Genomic DNA, 15,907 nt, shown 5'->3' on the forward strand with positions numbered 1-15,907 from the left:
TTAAGATCAGAAGAAAAAAGAACCGGTTTTCAGAACGACACATTAAGGCCCACCAGGAATGTCCGCGACACGGGCATATAGCCGCCGTCGAAGCCCAGCGTGCGGTCTTCGCCTGTCTGGATTTCGGGGTTCAGACCGCTATATTTCGTAACTGTGAACAAATTCTGCCCCTGCACATAGATCTGCGCATTGCTGAATCCGATTTTTGCAGCGACCGGCTTAGGCAAACTGTAAGTGAGCTGCACGTTTTTCAGACGGAAGTAGGTGCCTTTTTCAACAAAATAGCTGGAAGGACGGCTGCTGATCTGGTCATCCGCATCCATAATGGGCACGGTACCCTCTTTGTGTGTCGGCTGCCATGCATCGTACAACGCACGTTTGGCGCGGTTACCCTGGAATGTGTTGAAATCGGTGAAATAACGCAGGTAGCTGAAAATTTCATTACCCACCACACCATTACCGAAAACGGTCAGATCAAAGGCTTTGTAGCCGATATTCACATTCACACCGTATACAAAATCAGGGTGCGGGTTACCGATAACAGTCCGGTCGTCGTCCGTAATTTTACCGTCGCCATTGGTGTCCGCCACTTTGAATTTACCAGCCTTATTATAGGTACCGTAAGGCGCCCAGGCTTTGGCTTCTTCGTCGGACTGGAAGATTCCGAGCACTTTATAGCCGTAGTAGGACGAAATTGGAAGCCCCGCCTGTGTGAGCGTCACCGCAGGTACGCGTGAACCGGCACCGAAGTATTTGGTATTCTCGCTTTCATCGAGTTTATCCACCGTGTTGCGGTACATAGAGTAGTTGACAGACGCTCCGTAGCGCAGATCACCTTTCATGGCGGTGTTGCGGTAGGAAAGCCCGAGGTCGATACCCTTGTTGGTCATCTGGCCTACGTTGAACGAAGGCGCGCTTGCATCACCGGCTGTAAATGTAATCGGTGTCGAGAAGAGCATATCCGTCGTCTTACGGTTCCAGAAGTCGAGTTCGAGGGTTAACGCGTCGTTCAGGAATGTCGCGTCGAGCCCGATGTTGTTGGAAGTAGTGGTTTCCCATTTCGCATTCGGGTTACCGAATGAAGAAGCGTCATAACCGATGGTCGGCTGACTTCCCGATCCGTCGATCGGATAACCTGCGTGGAAAATATCGGCGCGGTAAGTGGTAAAGGCATTGTAGTCACCGATTTTCTGGTTACCCGTTTTACCCCAGCCGTAGCGCAGCTTCATGTCATTGATAAAGCTTAACGATTTCATAAAGTTTTCATCCGACAACCTCCAACCCACGCTGAATGCCGGAAATACCGCGCTTCTGGAAGCCTGCTGGAAACGCGAGGAAGCATCGTTCCGCAAAATGAACTGGAACAGGTACTTATCCGCAAATGCGTAGTTAACCTTTCCGAACTGCGAATAGAGGCTGTAATCGCGGTTCACGCCACCATAGTTAGTCGCTTTGGTCGCATCACCGAGGTTCAGATAATTGATAATAGACGGTATTTCAAATGCATAACCCGAGCGCGCGGCACCGAATTCTTCGGCAAACTCGCGGATCGCTTCAATTCCCACGTACGCATCCACTTTATGATTTGTACCGAAGTTATGGGAATAGCTCAAGGTATTCGTCCAAACCCATTGATAGGAATATTTACTAGTTGATCTTGACTCGTTGTTGAAGCTACCTTCCACATATTCAGGGTTGGCGCGACCTATGTAACGCCCACGTTCGCTAACCCCATCAATACCAAGGCTCGTTTTGATCGTCAGATTGGGAATAATGTCAAATTCACCATACACATTACCAAATGCACGCAGCCGGTAAGTCCTGTTATCCTTTTGCCGGTAAAGCGTCGAGTATGGATTGGAGTTGTTACCCAGGTTTGCACCACGCGAACCGGCAAAATTGCCTTTGATATCATAAATAGGTAGCAAGGGGTGGTGCTTAAAGCTACCCGAAACCGCATTTTGTTCATCATTATTACCAAAACCTCCCTTTCTGTTATCGAACGATACCGCCAGGTTCTCCCCTACGCGAAAACGTTTGTTGGCAGTCGAGAACTCGGTATTGGCGCGGACGGTGTAGCGGTCGTAACCGATAAATTTCACGACACCGTCCTGGCTGAAATAACCAACCGATAATGCATAACGACTATTTTCGGTACCGCCGGTTGCGGATAGCTGGTAATTTTGAATGGGTGCCGAGCTAGTCAGTTCTTTCCACCAATTGGTATCTGCTGCTTTCGTAATGGCATAAATATTGCCCGGTACGAGGGAATATTTGGCGGGATCTACGTCTGGCGTACCCTCCTTGCCTTTGCTCGGAAATACATAATCCGGCACGGTCACCTCGCCATTCGGACCGAATGTGTACTGCCCGTGGGAAGGTGTTTTACCTGCATATTTGTCTGCTAGATAGAGGTACTCACCCAATTCCTTCGCATTCAGCGCCTCTACGTCGTTATAAGCCTTCTGTGTTCCATAATAAGCATTAAAGGAAATCACCGGCTTACCGATTTTACCACGCTTGGTCGTGATGATTACCACCCCGTTCGCCGCGCGTGAGCCGTAAATGGAGGCCGAAGACGCGTCTTTCAGGATTTGGATCGTTTCGATGTCGTTGGGGTTGAGGTTACCCTGGTTTTCGGTAGGTACGCCGTCGATAATGAACAGCGGGTCGTTGTTACCAATCGTACCGAACCCCCGTATACGCACGGTCGCGTTTCCGCCCGGCGTTGCGTCGTTCACAATGTTCAAACCCGACGCGCGACCTTGCAGCTGTTGTGCAAATGTCGTGGCCGGAACAGACTGCAAGTCCTTCGCATTCACGGTAGTTACCGACCCGGTAATGTCCCGTCGTGACTGCGAACCATAACCGGTCACAATCACCTCTTCGAGTGCACTTACGTCACTGGTCATCGAAACATCGATGATAGTCCTGTTGCCAATCGCCACGTCCTTGGCCGTATAGCCGATAAATGAAAAAACAAGGATTTGAGCGCTGGAAGGCACTTTAATGGAATAATTGCCGTCCGCGTCGGTGGTGACCCCAATGGTCGTCGAACCTTTTAGTGTGACAGAAGCTCCCGGCAAGCTCGACCCGGATTGCTCATCCACGACCTTTCCGGTAATGGTGATATCCTGTGCAAACGCTGTTAGGGAGATGAGAAATAGGAGCACGCAAAAAAGCAGCCTGCTTCCCAGGTGAAGGTAGTTTTGTTTCATCGTATTTAGTCAGGTTAATATAGTAACGCATCCCAAAAATATTCATTTGTAATCATTAAATAATCTAATAACTACAAAATATATTCAATCCAATATACAATTGTACTATTTTAATCAAATAAGTGAATCAGGATTGATCTTTTCCAAGAAACGCACCAGCAGGTTAAATGATTTTTAATCCAATTTTAATCTCTAACATTATAAGTGTCACACCTACAAATAACACTAAATCAAGCATTTAATGTAAAAAACAGGTTACAAACTGTTCGAAACGTTAGACAAGACGAGAAGATAAAATATCTGGATCGGCCGACTCGGGAGATAAATGGCTTAATTTCAATTAATTTATATAATTAACTTAAATATCCATATTAATTAATCTCACACTAAGCGTTTAAAATTGGAAAATTTATATTTCAATAAAAAAGCCGCTGCGGTGAGTCAGCGGCAAAATAGTATTGGAATTGAAATCTATTTCGAATGTCGGCGGGACTATTTCAACTCCCTCTTAACTCCTTTCGAATTGGTAACGGTTACAGATGATACGTAATCCGGCAAGAACAATGCGTGGCTCGATTGTGAAAGGAATGACGAGCCGTACCCCGGCTCTTCCTTCCGCGATTTACCGTTCTTTAAATGCACCAGCACCGATGTTTCGCCCGCACCCAGCTCGACCTTTCGCATTGGCCTTGCTGCTCTGTGAAAACGCAGCAAATTACGATTTTGCGAGGTTACCGAAAGCCAGTTGCCGCCCGTTGAAGCCACGCGCACAAGCCCCTTCATGTTGCCCGCAGCCATATAACCGCTTTCCGAAATGCTCAGCGGGCGGAAACCGCCCTTACCGTCACCTTTGAGGATGAGGCCGTACATGGCGTCGTAGCGCCCCACCGACACCTCCGAGCCATAATCATTCCCCGAAATCATCACATCGAGGTTCCCGTCCTGATCGAAATCATCGGCGATCATACCGAAAAGCGGGGCAAACTGCGCCTGGATGGGCAACTCGCGAATGGCAAACTTACCGCCGCCCTGGTTTTCGATGTAACTGCTTCGCATCCAGGTAGCCGACAAATGCAATGCGTCTTTCAATTCTTCCGGTTTCAGAATATCCGGCAACCGCGATTCCGCAAACTTCCCGTATTCCTGGAAGCGCTGGCGCACCTGGATCACCTGCTTGCCCATATCGTCGCGTGTGTTGTAGGGAAACTCCTTGTAGGTATCATCCTCAGCTTTGTAGAAAACCGTCGGGATGGCGTCGAAATAGCCGTCGTTGTTGAAATCCTTCGCATATACGCTCACGGGGCGACTTTCGGAAGCCCTGGTAAGCGTGTTTGTCCCGAGGTTTCCGCCGATGTAGTCCATATCGCCGTCGTTATCGAAATCTCCGGCGACAAGGCTTCCCCACCACCCTTTCTTCGCATCGAGGCCGGTAGCAACCTTTTTGAATTTGCCTTTATCGTTTTTCAGGAAAGTCAATGGCATCCATTCGCCCGCGAGCAGGAGGTCCGTCCAGCCGTCGTTATCATAGTCCGTCCAAAGTGCGTCGCATACCAGGCCGATACCTGCCAATTCCGGAGCAACTGCATTCGTGACGTTGGAAAAACGCACATTACTGCCATTGGAATCATTGCGTAAAATATAGCTAGAAACCGGCTTTGGATATTTCCCCGCTTCCACCCGTCCTCCAACAAACAAATCCAGATCGCCATCCCGGTCGTAATCGACGGCTTTTACACACGAACCATTCACCAGGAATGCAGGCAATGCGGCCGTATCGCGGGTAAAATGCCCCTTCCCGTCGTTGAGATACAATGCATTTTTCAATGCATCAGACCCTTCCTGCAACTCGTAGCTCCCGCTGACAATATATAAATCCAGATCCTGGTCACGGTCGGCGTCGAAAAGCAGCACGCCCATGTCCTCGGAAGGCTTCTCAAAGCCTTCCGGCCCCGGCAATAAGTCGGCAACCGAGAATTTTCCATCCGGCTTTTGAAGCAAAAATCTTCCCTTATGCAGGCTTGCACCTCCTACGAACACATCTTCCAGTCCATCCCCGTTCACATCTCCTGCCGCAAGTGCCGGCCCGAATTGTGACATTTTGTGCGGCAGCAGCTTCTGCACATTGAAATCAATGATATCCATTTCCTCGTGGCGGTACGGCACATTCAACTCGCCCGTAATATCGGTAAACAGCGGTGCGGCAGTTGGCTTGGCTGGCGTCGGCACCAGCGCCGCGTCTTTTTCCCTCACAACCAGCACCTGATTGCCCCGTACATTTTTCAGAACCTGACTTTTCCCGCCCGGCCACGTAATTTTCACTTCCTGCAAAGTCTTTTCTTTGCCTAAACCGAAATGCAAAACCGGCTCAACGGTCGACAGATAGCCACGGTAAGGCGAGTTTTCAGCCACCTGTTTTTTTCCATCCGCGTAGGTGATTTCCGCAATCGCGCCAATCCCCGCACCATTGTAACGATCCCCTTTAAACGCAATGCGCAAATAGTTGCTTTCCGCGGGTTTCAGCTGAATCCTGTTGTTGCGGTAAACCATCGCGGAATCATTGATATTGTTGACAATGTAATCCAGGTCGCCGTCATTATCCAGATCCGCATATGCAGCCCCGTTCGAGAACCCGGGTGTTTCGATGCCCCAGTCGGTGGTGACGTCGTCGAATGCGAGGTTACCTTTGTTTTTAAATGCAAAATTCCTGATCCTGACGCTCGGAATGTAGTCCAGCATCATCATGGAGGCCATGATGCTCGATACTTCGTTGCGATAAGCAATGAAGTCGAGGTCGGTAATGTCCCTGGGGAAGCCGTTTGTAATGATAATATCCCTCAGGCCGTCATTATCAAAATCGGTCACCATCGGCGTCCAGCTCCAATCGGTTTCGGCAATGCCGCTCAGCAACCCTATTTCGCTGAATACCGGCGATTTATCTCCCTGCACGGGGCTTCCCATATTGAGTTGCAGCGTATTTCGGGCTACCTGGTACTGGTAACCGAAAAGGTCGTTATTCTGGTAAGTCACATAGCTGTTCGCAGGCGTCATCATTTTCTTTCTACGGTTAGTAGCCGGCATCATATCCACGGCCACCACGTCTACCAGCCCGTCGTTGTTGATGTCGGCCACATCGTTACCCATTGCCGAATGCGAAGTGTGCTTAAAAGAAGTCGGCGCCTGATCGGTAAATGTGCCATTCCCATTGTTGATGTAAAGAAGGTCGTTGGTAAGGTAATCGTTGGTAATGTACACGTCCTTCCAGCCATCCTGGTTCACATCCGTCACATTGATTCCCAGGCTGTAACCTTCGATCAGGATGCCCGCTTCTTTGGATACATTGGTAAAAACCGGGTGGTTCAGCTTTGCGTCCCAGTCGTTGCGGTAGAGCCTGTCCGTGCGGCGCGACGAGCCGTCGACGATCTTCTGGTGGTATTTATTGGGAAAATTGTTGTCGTCCATTTCGTTCACGATCAGGAACAGGTCCAGGTCGCCATCGTTATCATAATCAAAAAACGCCGCATTAGTCGTGTGCGTCGTGTCCGCGATCCCGTATTCTTTACCCATTTCTTTGAAAACCGGCACTTTATCCTTCCCAAGGCCCTGGTTTACATAGAGCAGGTTCTCACGCTGCTGCGCTACCTCCCGCACGGACGCGCACACGTAGATATCGAGCAGGTTATCATTATTAATATCTACCAATGCCACACCTGTCGACCATTTGTTCTTAGGCGCAACGCCGGCTTTTTCCGTCACATCCTCGAATTTGAAATCCCCTTTGTTCAGATACAGCCTGTTCGGAGCGGTATTTCCCGTGAAATACACATCGGGCAGGCTGTCGTTGTTGAAATCACCCAGGGCCACGCCTCCTCCGTTGTAGACGTATTCAAATGCCAGGATGTTCATCGTATCGTTTTCAGCGATCCGGTTCGCAAACTGGATACCTGTTTCACCGGCGGGCAGCTCGGTAAAAGTTTTGAGTTCTTTTTTGCAGGATACGAGCAGGACCGAGCCCACCAACAGAGGAAGTAAGCGCTTAATGAACATTTGCCAGGTGCAATAAATTAGTAGAATCAGGATATTTCGAAATTAAGAAAAGGAGATGGTAAATACATACCATCTCCCATAAATTAGTTAGGTTATAATAATTTAAAAACCGGGGTTCTGCTTCAAAACATCGGCGCCTTGAAGGTCGATCTGCCCCTGTGGTATCGGCAATAATTCGTATTTAGCTGCAAACTTCGCGCTACCTAATGCACCTGTGAGCTGTTTCGATTCGAACGTCAGGTATGCATTCAACTCCTTATCGGCCACGCCCCAGCGCACGAGGTCGAAGAAACGGTGGCCTTCCAGGTTCAATTCAAGCTTCCGTTCAAACCGGACAGCCATGCGCGCCGCTTCTTTGTCAGTCCACGCAGTTTTATAAGTACTGATCACGTATTTCGCCGCAGGGGTAGTGCCCTTCATTACGAAACTTTGCGGATTAGCGGCACGCGTGCGCACCATATTCACATATTCGCGCGCTTTTTCGAGGGTACCAGCCTCCACTTCCGCCTCCGCGGCCATCAGCAGCACATCTGCAAAACGGATTACAGCATAGTTAATCGCCGTGTAGCCGGGCGTCCAGGAGCTGTTGTCCTGCAACGAACCTACATCGGTTTTGTAGTAAGCAAATTTTTTCGGGCTGTATGGGCCACCATTCGCCTGATTACGGATCCAGTCGGCACCGGGGTGATCGATCCAGTCGAGGAACGGAATTCCGCGACGGCCCACCGAGTGGTCGAGGCGTGGATCGAGGTTACCGGCATCGGGGGTGAATTTATCTTTGGAAAGCAAACCCATATCCGACGCCACTGCATTCTTGTCTGAGTTGTATGAACCGTCGAGCAGCGGCAAACCATTGGCGTCGGTGCGGTGCGAGTTCACCATTTCAAAACTCGGTTGAAAGAAGCCGCAGCAGTTACCCGGACCATTCGCACCGGTGTTGTAGGGCCAGTTAAGGTCAAATTCAGGGTTTGCATTGTTTACGCTACCCGTGTTGGCGGCTGCCTGGACGGCGAAAATGGATTCCGCATTGTTGTCATTCGAAGCCCGGAACGCATCGGCATACTTGGGCACCAAGGCATATTTTTTACCGTTGGTGGTCTGCCCGCTGGCGATGATCTGGTCGAAAAGCGTTTTGGCTTCCGGAAATTTTTTCTGGTAGAGAAGCGCTTTGGCGAGATAAGCTGCGGCCGCCCATTTGTTGGCACGCCCTACTGCATCCTGGGTTTCCGGCAGGTTATCGAATGCAAATTTGAAATCTGCCTCGATCTTCGGCCAGAGGTCCGCGTCGTTTTTCACCTTTTCGATCCCTGCGTCGTAATCCACGGATTCATCTACATAAGGTGTGTTGCCAAATGCTTTTTTCAGCTCGAAGTAGTAATGCCCACGTAAAAAACGCGCCTCCGCGGTGATCCGCGTCTTGGTCGCATCTGTCACTTCGGCATCGGCCTTGGCTATGAGGCGGATCACCCCATTGGCACGGGAAATACCTTCGTAGTTGCCCTGCCATTTCTCAGAAATCACGCCCTGTGTGCTCTGATACTCATAGCGCTGGATCGGGTTGATGTCGCTGTAATCGCCGGGGTCGGTACCTTTATTGGCGTCGCCTCCGCGGATACTTCCCCAAACCCAGTTGCTCGGACTCGCCATCCGGCCGCCCGCACCTTTGCCATTGATCTGGCCGTACACGGCGATCAGCGCACCTTCAAGCCCTTTTGTAGAGGTAAGAAGCCCTTCGCTCACCGCGCCCGTTGCCGGTTTTTCCAGAAAACTTTCTTTGCAGGAGAAAAACACCGTCATCAGAGCGGTGATAATCACCATACTATTGGTTAATATCTTTTTCATCAGTTCAGAATATTAATGATTCATTCAATGTAGAAACTGCCTGTTTGTTGACTAAAAACCGAGGTTTACACCGAAAACCCAGCTTCTTGTGACAGGATAGTTACCTACATCGATCCCGAATTGCGTGTCCGCATTACCGCCTACGCCGGGGTCGAGACCCTGGTATTTGGAGATCGTGAAAATGTTGTTGGCTGAGGCGTAGAATCTCAGTTTCTGCATTTTCAGTTTGGCCAGCAAAACCTTGGGCAGGTTATAGCCCAATGAAATATTCTGCATTCTTACATAATTGCCGTTTTCCACATAAAATGAATTGGCTTGCGTATTGGTACTGAAATTGGAAGCGCTTTCAAAAATGGGGATGGTAGCACCGGTGTTCGAAGGCGACCAGGAGTCTTTCACCCTTTCGCTGATGGCTGCGCCGGCAAATGAAGGATAGAAGTCGGTGAACCATTTCGAAGCATTGAAAATCTTGTTGCCCACCGAAGTGTACATATAAGTTTCCAGCTCGAAATTCAGGTACGTCAGTTTCAGGTTCAAACCGCCTGTGAATTTCGGAACCGGGCTGCCGAGATACTTACGGTCATCGGCATTGATGAGGTTATCACCATTGATATCCTCGTAACGGAAGCGGCCAATGCCTTTACCATCCTGCGCGGGCGCGCGGTCCACTTCTTCCTGGGTCTGGAACAGGCCCGTCACATTGTAACCATAGAATGCAGAAAGCGAATAACCGAGCTGGTTACGGATCGGTTGCAGTCCGCGGTAACCAGGGTTGATACCCGACAGGTATTTGTCGCCGCCCAGATCTCCGATTTCGTTTTTGAGGACGCTACCCGTCACGTTCAGTTCATAGCCGAGTTTGCTGCCGGCTTTGCCTTTGGTAATGACCTGGAAATCGATACCCTTGTTGGTGATCGTTCCCGCATTCACGTACGGGGGCGTCGCGCCCGAGCCTACCACGGCAGGTATACCTTTCTGGAACAGCAGGTCTTTGGAATCTTTCTGCCACAAATCGAGGATCAGGTCCAGTTTGCCATTGAAGAATGTCGCGTCAAAACCGATGTTTTTCGTTACACTGGTCTCCCATTTGGCATCGGCATTGCCGAGTTTGCTGCGGTAGTAACCTTCGGCAGCGCTGGTATTGGAGCCGGTAATGTCGTAGGCCGATGTTCCGATACCCGCCGAGTAAAGGCTGTACTGGTTGTCGGGACGAACGGCGTTGGAGTTACCCATTGTACCGTAACCTCCGCGGATTTTCAGGTCGCTCAGGAACGTAACACCTTTCATGAAGTTCTCCGAAGTAACCCGCCAGGCCACCGACACCGCCGGGAAGACCCCGTAACGATTCGCAGCACCGAAGCGTGACGAACCATCGCGGCGCAACACCCCGGAAACGATATACCGGTCATTGAATATGTAGTTCAAACGGCCGAACAGCGAGTAGAAAGTCACGCCGTTATCGAGCTGGCTGTTGGTCACTTTCGACGACACGTTCGACATGTTCACATAATTAATGTCGTTCGAGAACGGGTTCAGACCGGATGCCTGCAAATCGCGGCTTTTACCGGTATTCAATGCTTCCTGGCCGATCAGCACGTCCACATTGTGCAGCCCGAATGTCTTGCGATACTGTGCAGTATTGGTCAATGTCCACGCAAAACGATAGCCCGAACCTTCGCTGTAACCTACTGCCGAGTTGTTTTCGGAGTTCTCGTACTGCCGGCGTGAATAGCCCCAGTAAGTATAGTTGTTATACTGCCCCCCGAGGCTCGACCGCAATGTCAGGTTTTGGATCGGATCGAATTCCAGGTAAACATTACCAAAGCCGTTGGCATTGAATGCATTGTTGTTTTTCAAACCGTCCCGGGTAGCTACCGGGTTTCTCGGGTTGTTGAAACCTTTTGCCGCCGTTCCCGCATAGCCGCCAAACTCGTCGTAAACCGGGATAATCGAAGGCATCCGGAATGCGCTGAGAATGTCGTTTTCGTCATTCGCTACGCCCTGGCCGTTATTCAATCCACCAATACCCAGCACCTGGCGGTAAGTACCCTGGATGTTTTCCCCGAATCTCAGGTTTTTCAGGATATTAAATTCCGTATTCACCCGGAAAGTGTAGCGTTTGAAACTATTGCTTAACAGAATACCCTGTTGATCCTGCAAACCCAATCCCACAAAGTAGCGGCCGTTTTCACCGCCGCCCGAGAAGCCCAGTGAATGCCGGGTAACCGGCGCCGTTCTCGTGATCGCGTCGTACCAGTCGGTACCGGCACGGTTTGCTCTCACCACCTGATAAACCGTTCCTGCCGTAGGATCAACGTTGTATTTTTTGCGTTCTGCCGCCAGATCGACATTACCTGTCACCCCATACGTTCCGCCCACCATCAGGTAGTCGGGGATCACGGGCGTTGCGCCAGTGCCGAATTGGGGGTGCGTCCAGTTTTTGTCGCCCGGTTTCCAGCCCGAATTGCGGAATGCATTCCAGGTCCAGTCGGCAAAATCCGTCGGGTTCATCATTTTCTGGCCGTCGCCAGGGGTCGTAAAACCGACCAGACCATCGTAGGTAACGCTCAGCTTCCTGTTACGGGTACCTTTCTTGGTTGTATAAACGACCACGCCCGCTGCGGCCCGCGCTCCATAGATAGATGCTGCGGCAGCATCCTTCAACACGGTGGTCTGGTCGATATCGTCGGGATTGAGGAAGTCCGTGGAACCCACAGGCACCCCGTCCACAATATACAAGGGCTCATTTGCCTCGAAAGAACCGAATCCGCGCACACGTATCTGGCTGTTGGTACCGGGCTGGCCATTCGTGATCACCGTCACACCCGCCACGCGTCCCTGCAATTGCTGCTCCACGTTTCCGGATGGAACCGCGGTAAGGTCTTTCGCTTTTACGAGCGCTACCGACCCGGAAGTTTCACGGCGTTTGTCGGTCGTATAACCGGTCACCACCACTTCTTCCAATGCCGCTACGTCGTCTTCCATTTTCACATCGAGCACCGATTGGTTTCCCACGGTGATCTCCCTCGTCTTGTAGCCGACAAAGCTGATGATAAGCACATCATTGTCTGATCTGACATTCACTGCAAAACGCCCTTCCGCATCTGTATTCGACCCGATCTGCGTACCTTTTATCAGAATGGTAGCTCCGGGAATTCCTGTGCCAGCGGGATCTGTTACAACGCCAGTCACCCTCCGATCCTGTGCAATAGCTGAGAAAATTGTTAAAAAAAGCAGGAGGAAAGTGAGGCAATCCCACCGGGGATTCTTGTAGATTATTTTCATTTTTTCTAGTTAGGTTAATATTTTATTAGGCATATCAAATTTATCACTATTTGAGCAAATAATTATACATATAAAGTATATGATTTTATTTTTTGACAGAATAGTACTAAAAATGGATAAAATAGTGTCACTAGAAATCACTATTGGTTACATATTGTCTTTGACAGCAAAAATCACCTTAATCGATTAAAGTGCTCAATATTGTACAATATTATCCTATATTAATTATTTAACGGTTACAACAATGCAAGAAGCAACCATGCTTTTACTTGTGTGAATGCATTAACTCACAAAGAAATGAGTTCGCCAGGCAGAAGCTACGGGAATGACTATACGCAATGAGAACCGAAGTCACTCGTCGCGTTTCCAGTCGGCGGGGAGAAGGCTGGAAAAACGGTCGTTGCCGAGGTCGCCGGCGATTTCAAAACCCATCGGCATCACTACCCAGCCTTGCGGCGTCGTGACCATGTAGCCTTGCGGAAATGTGATCTGGGTGTAAGCGTAGGGCATATCGGCATACGGCGACCGGCCGTGCCTGTTCATATTGAATACTTCCAGCTGTGTAAGCGAAACCACCAGCCGCTCGGTAGGCAACTCGCCGGGGCGCACCAGGCGCATTCCACGTACAGGCTCTATCCGGTTGTGCACGTGATTAGCAATCGTATTGTACCCATTCACGCTCCTCACCGATTTGAAAATGCGGAGCGAATCGGGAATCACCTGGAAAACTTTGAAGCCCTGTTCCTGCAAGCTGTCGGCTACCATGCTTGTCAGCAAATGTTTGAGCGAGCCTTTGTAGGCTTCCTTTTGGTTAGCCCGCCACAGTTTGCGTTGCGCATCGTCTTTAGGTACGAGCAGCTCGAACCGCGTGGCGCCGCCATAGTAGACCTTTCCATTGAAATAATCGAAGTCGTCCAGGTCCTGGTGAATGCGGTAGCCCAATGCATAGTTTTCGATGATCAGCGGCTTGACAGTTTGTGCCCCAAGGTGCCCGTCGTCGTCTTCCGAAATCCGCAGTGCTTCCGGGTTCAGCACTTTGCACAACTTGCTGAATTTACCTTTTCCAAGCAGCTCACGGATAATGATTTTCAAATGCTTTTCCCGCTTTTTGTTCTTTTTCGCTACAATAGTCACACCTTTTAGCTCCTGGCCTTCCCGCAGTTTGAAAACTACGGTTTTCGTGCCCGGCTGCTCGAAACGGAGCGTTTGCTTCACCGTTTCATAGCCGAGGAACGACACCACCAGTTCAAGGTTCCCGACTGCCAGATTGGGCAAACGATAGTTACCGTTTTCGTCGGAATTCGTTCCTATGGTTGAATTATTGATAAAAACATTGGCAAAAGGCAGCGGTTTACCGGTTTTCTCATCGGTAACCTTGCCGGTAAGCGTCACAGTCCCTGCCTGCTGCGCGTACGTGCGTGTACACACGAGGGTAATCATGACCAATATCAGCAAGTAACGGGTAAGGGATATGCAATTCAGGACCGGGCGCATCGAATGTTCAAAGCTTTAAACCTCAAAGATAAATCAGGAGTTTGTAAACTTTGAACTGGTACCCGAAATACCCGGTGTACGTTGCATATCCCTTGTACTTCCCTACGGCTTCGTTTTCAATGTAGCGGTCTTTTGCGACGAGGCGAATGCATTTTCAGCAATCACTTCCGCAAAAATCGTAACCGTCTCATTCTTGCCTTTGGGCGCCGTAACCGGCACTTTCATGACATAGTTGCGAAGCTCGGCGTCGTATTTCTGAACGCCCGCGGGCACGGTAGCCAGCAGCGTCTGCGTGCCGGTTGCTGTGGGTGCCGAGTACACCTTAAACTCTTTCACAGCCACTTCCGAGGTATATTCGATATTCACATTCACAGTACTGAGTGAATCGACAGTCGTGGTGGTTTGCAGTACTCCTGCCGCATTGTAAACCTTCGCATCGCCCAGCCACACCACGGCTATCTGCGCCACTTTGCCATCGCTGACGAGCAGCTCTTCAAACAAATCGGGCTCTTCGTAGCAACTAGTGAGCAGCAGCGGGGCCGCCAGGCAGGCAATGATATATTTCAGGATCAGTTTCATATTGTTTCAGTTAATGGAATGCCTATTTAGTGATCAGCCACATTTTTACTTCCGGGTCTTTCTGGTTGGCCAGCACGGTTTTGGAATTGCGTGTAATCTCCGTATCGGGATATTTCATGCGCTGAATGCGCTGGCCCTGCAAATCGGGGTTCACGTTTGCAGGCATCGGGAAGTCGAAGTAATCGTATTTGCGGATGTCCGTCCAGACATCGCCGATCAGCAGCATCGATTTAAACTTCTCGGTCACAATCTGCTTTGCCGTCAGTTTGGCAGCGCCTACGTTTACCTTCGGATCTTTCAAAAACTGATCGATATCCGATTGCTCCACGCCCACCTTCTTCATATTGGCCGCGATCATTTCCTGATAGGCCGCATACCCGGCCGCCGACGTACCCGCATTACCCTGCTGGGCCAACCGGGCTTCCGCCTCGATGCCTTTCAGTTCCGAGTAGGTCATCATCACCAGCGGAGAATTAATGGTCGAATGCCAGGCCTTGCTATTCAGGTCGACCGTGGAACCGCTGCCTGAGCCCGGAATAACTCCCGAGTATACCGTTTGATTGTTCTTCAACCCGATCACTTTCGTCAAACGCGGGTCGGTAATGCCCTGCGTGGTGCCATTGAAAAGATCCACGACCGTATTGGTGAATGTGACTGAAAGGTTGCCGGTCGTATTCGGGATTGCCACTTTGCTGTACCACGGGCTCAGGTTTTTGGAATTGTATTGCAATTGAAAATCATCCTCATTACCCTTCATTCCTTTATCTAATGCCGCCAACACGGTTTGCGCGGCTTGCTGGGGATTGCGTACCGAGCCATGCCAGGCGTAGCGGGCGCGCAGCGAATGCGCCAGCCGGGTCCATTTGGCGAGATCGCCCTGGTAGATGAGATCGTCCTGGCCGGGCTTGGTACCTGTGTTGCCGCCGAGCTCGGTCACGGCCTCATCCAGCAGCTTGTTAATAGTTGTATAAATCTGCTCCTGCGTGTCGTACGCGGGCGAGAAGTTCTTTTTGTCAGCCTCGCTGTACGGCACGTTCTCCCAACTGACGGTTGCGATGCCGAGGTTGTAGGCCGTCAGCACTTTGGCAATCCCCACATACGCGGGTGAGCCTTCCTCCTGCCCTTTTTTGATAATCTCATTGAGCTGCGGCAATGCATAAAGATAGAGGTTCGACCAGCCTAATGTGTTGTCCGTCTCGGCATAGGTATCGATACCGTTGGCACCCAGTGCGCTCCCGAGCTGCTGCGCGTACTGGCAAGCCACAAATGCCTGCTGGAAACTCGCCTCGCCGGTGTAGAATTGCGCAGTCGGCAGGAGCTCCTGCATGGTAGCGTCGCCTTTGAGAGTTTCATCGGTGTTGACATCCAGGAACTTGTCGCAGGCCGTCAGCAGCAAGCCCAGCAACGGCAGTATTTTGAATATGTATCTGAAATTTTTCATGTTT

7 protein-coding genes are annotated in these 15,907 nt (G+C 50.4%); all 7 read right to left on the bottom strand.

Annotated features, from left to right (window positions below):
* Positions 1-29 precede the first annotated feature (29 nt).
* The gene (locus tag BLQ88_RS14260) at positions 30-3,218 is read right to left on the bottom strand and encodes a SusC/RagA family TonB-linked outer membrane protein (RefSeq protein WP_090151002.1); all 3,189 of its coding nucleotides are present in this window, start codon (positions 3,216-3,218) and stop codon (positions 30-32) included.
* Positions 3,219-3,710: 492 nt separating this feature from the next.
* The gene (locus BLQ88_RS14265) at positions 3,711-7,262 is read right to left on the bottom strand and encodes a VCBS repeat-containing protein (protein WP_090151005.1); all 3,552 of its coding nucleotides are present in this window, start codon (positions 7,260-7,262) and stop codon (positions 3,711-3,713) included.
* A 102-nt stretch (positions 7,263-7,364) separates the two neighbouring features.
* Positions 7,365-9,104 carry a RagB/SusD family nutrient uptake outer membrane protein gene (locus BLQ88_RS14270; protein WP_090151008.1) on the bottom strand — a complete coding sequence of 580 codons (1,740 nt, stop codon included), beginning with the start codon at positions 9,102-9,104 and terminating at the stop codon, positions 7,365-7,367.
* A gap of 51 nt (positions 9,105-9,155) precedes the next feature.
* The gene (locus tag BLQ88_RS14275; RefSeq protein ID WP_090151011.1) at positions 9,156-12,389 is read right to left on the bottom strand and encodes a SusC/RagA family TonB-linked outer membrane protein; all 3,234 of its coding nucleotides are present in this window, start codon (positions 12,387-12,389) and stop codon (positions 9,156-9,158) included.
* Between the two features lie 351 nt (positions 12,390-12,740).
* A complete protein-coding gene (locus BLQ88_RS14280) occupies positions 12,741-13,829 on the bottom strand; it encodes a carboxypeptidase-like regulatory domain-containing protein (RefSeq protein ID WP_229212695.1) in 1,089 nt (362 codons plus the stop codon).
* Positions 13,830-13,985: 156 nt separating this feature from the next.
* Positions 13,986-14,462, bottom strand: coding sequence for a hypothetical protein (locus BLQ88_RS14285; protein WP_090151014.1), 477 nt, complete (start codon positions 14,460-14,462; stop codon positions 13,986-13,988).
* Positions 14,463-14,484: 22 nt separating this feature from the next.
* On the bottom strand, positions 14,485-15,903 hold the full coding sequence (locus BLQ88_RS14290; protein ID WP_090151017.1) for a SusD/RagB family nutrient-binding outer membrane lipoprotein: 1,419 nt from the start codon (positions 15,901-15,903) through the stop codon (positions 14,485-14,487).
* Positions 15,904-15,907 lie beyond the last annotated feature (4 nt).

Origin of the sequence: Dyadobacter soli, assembly GCF_900101885.1 — a bacterium.
Lineage (GTDB): Bacteria > Bacteroidota > Bacteroidia > Cytophagales > Spirosomataceae > Dyadobacter > Dyadobacter soli.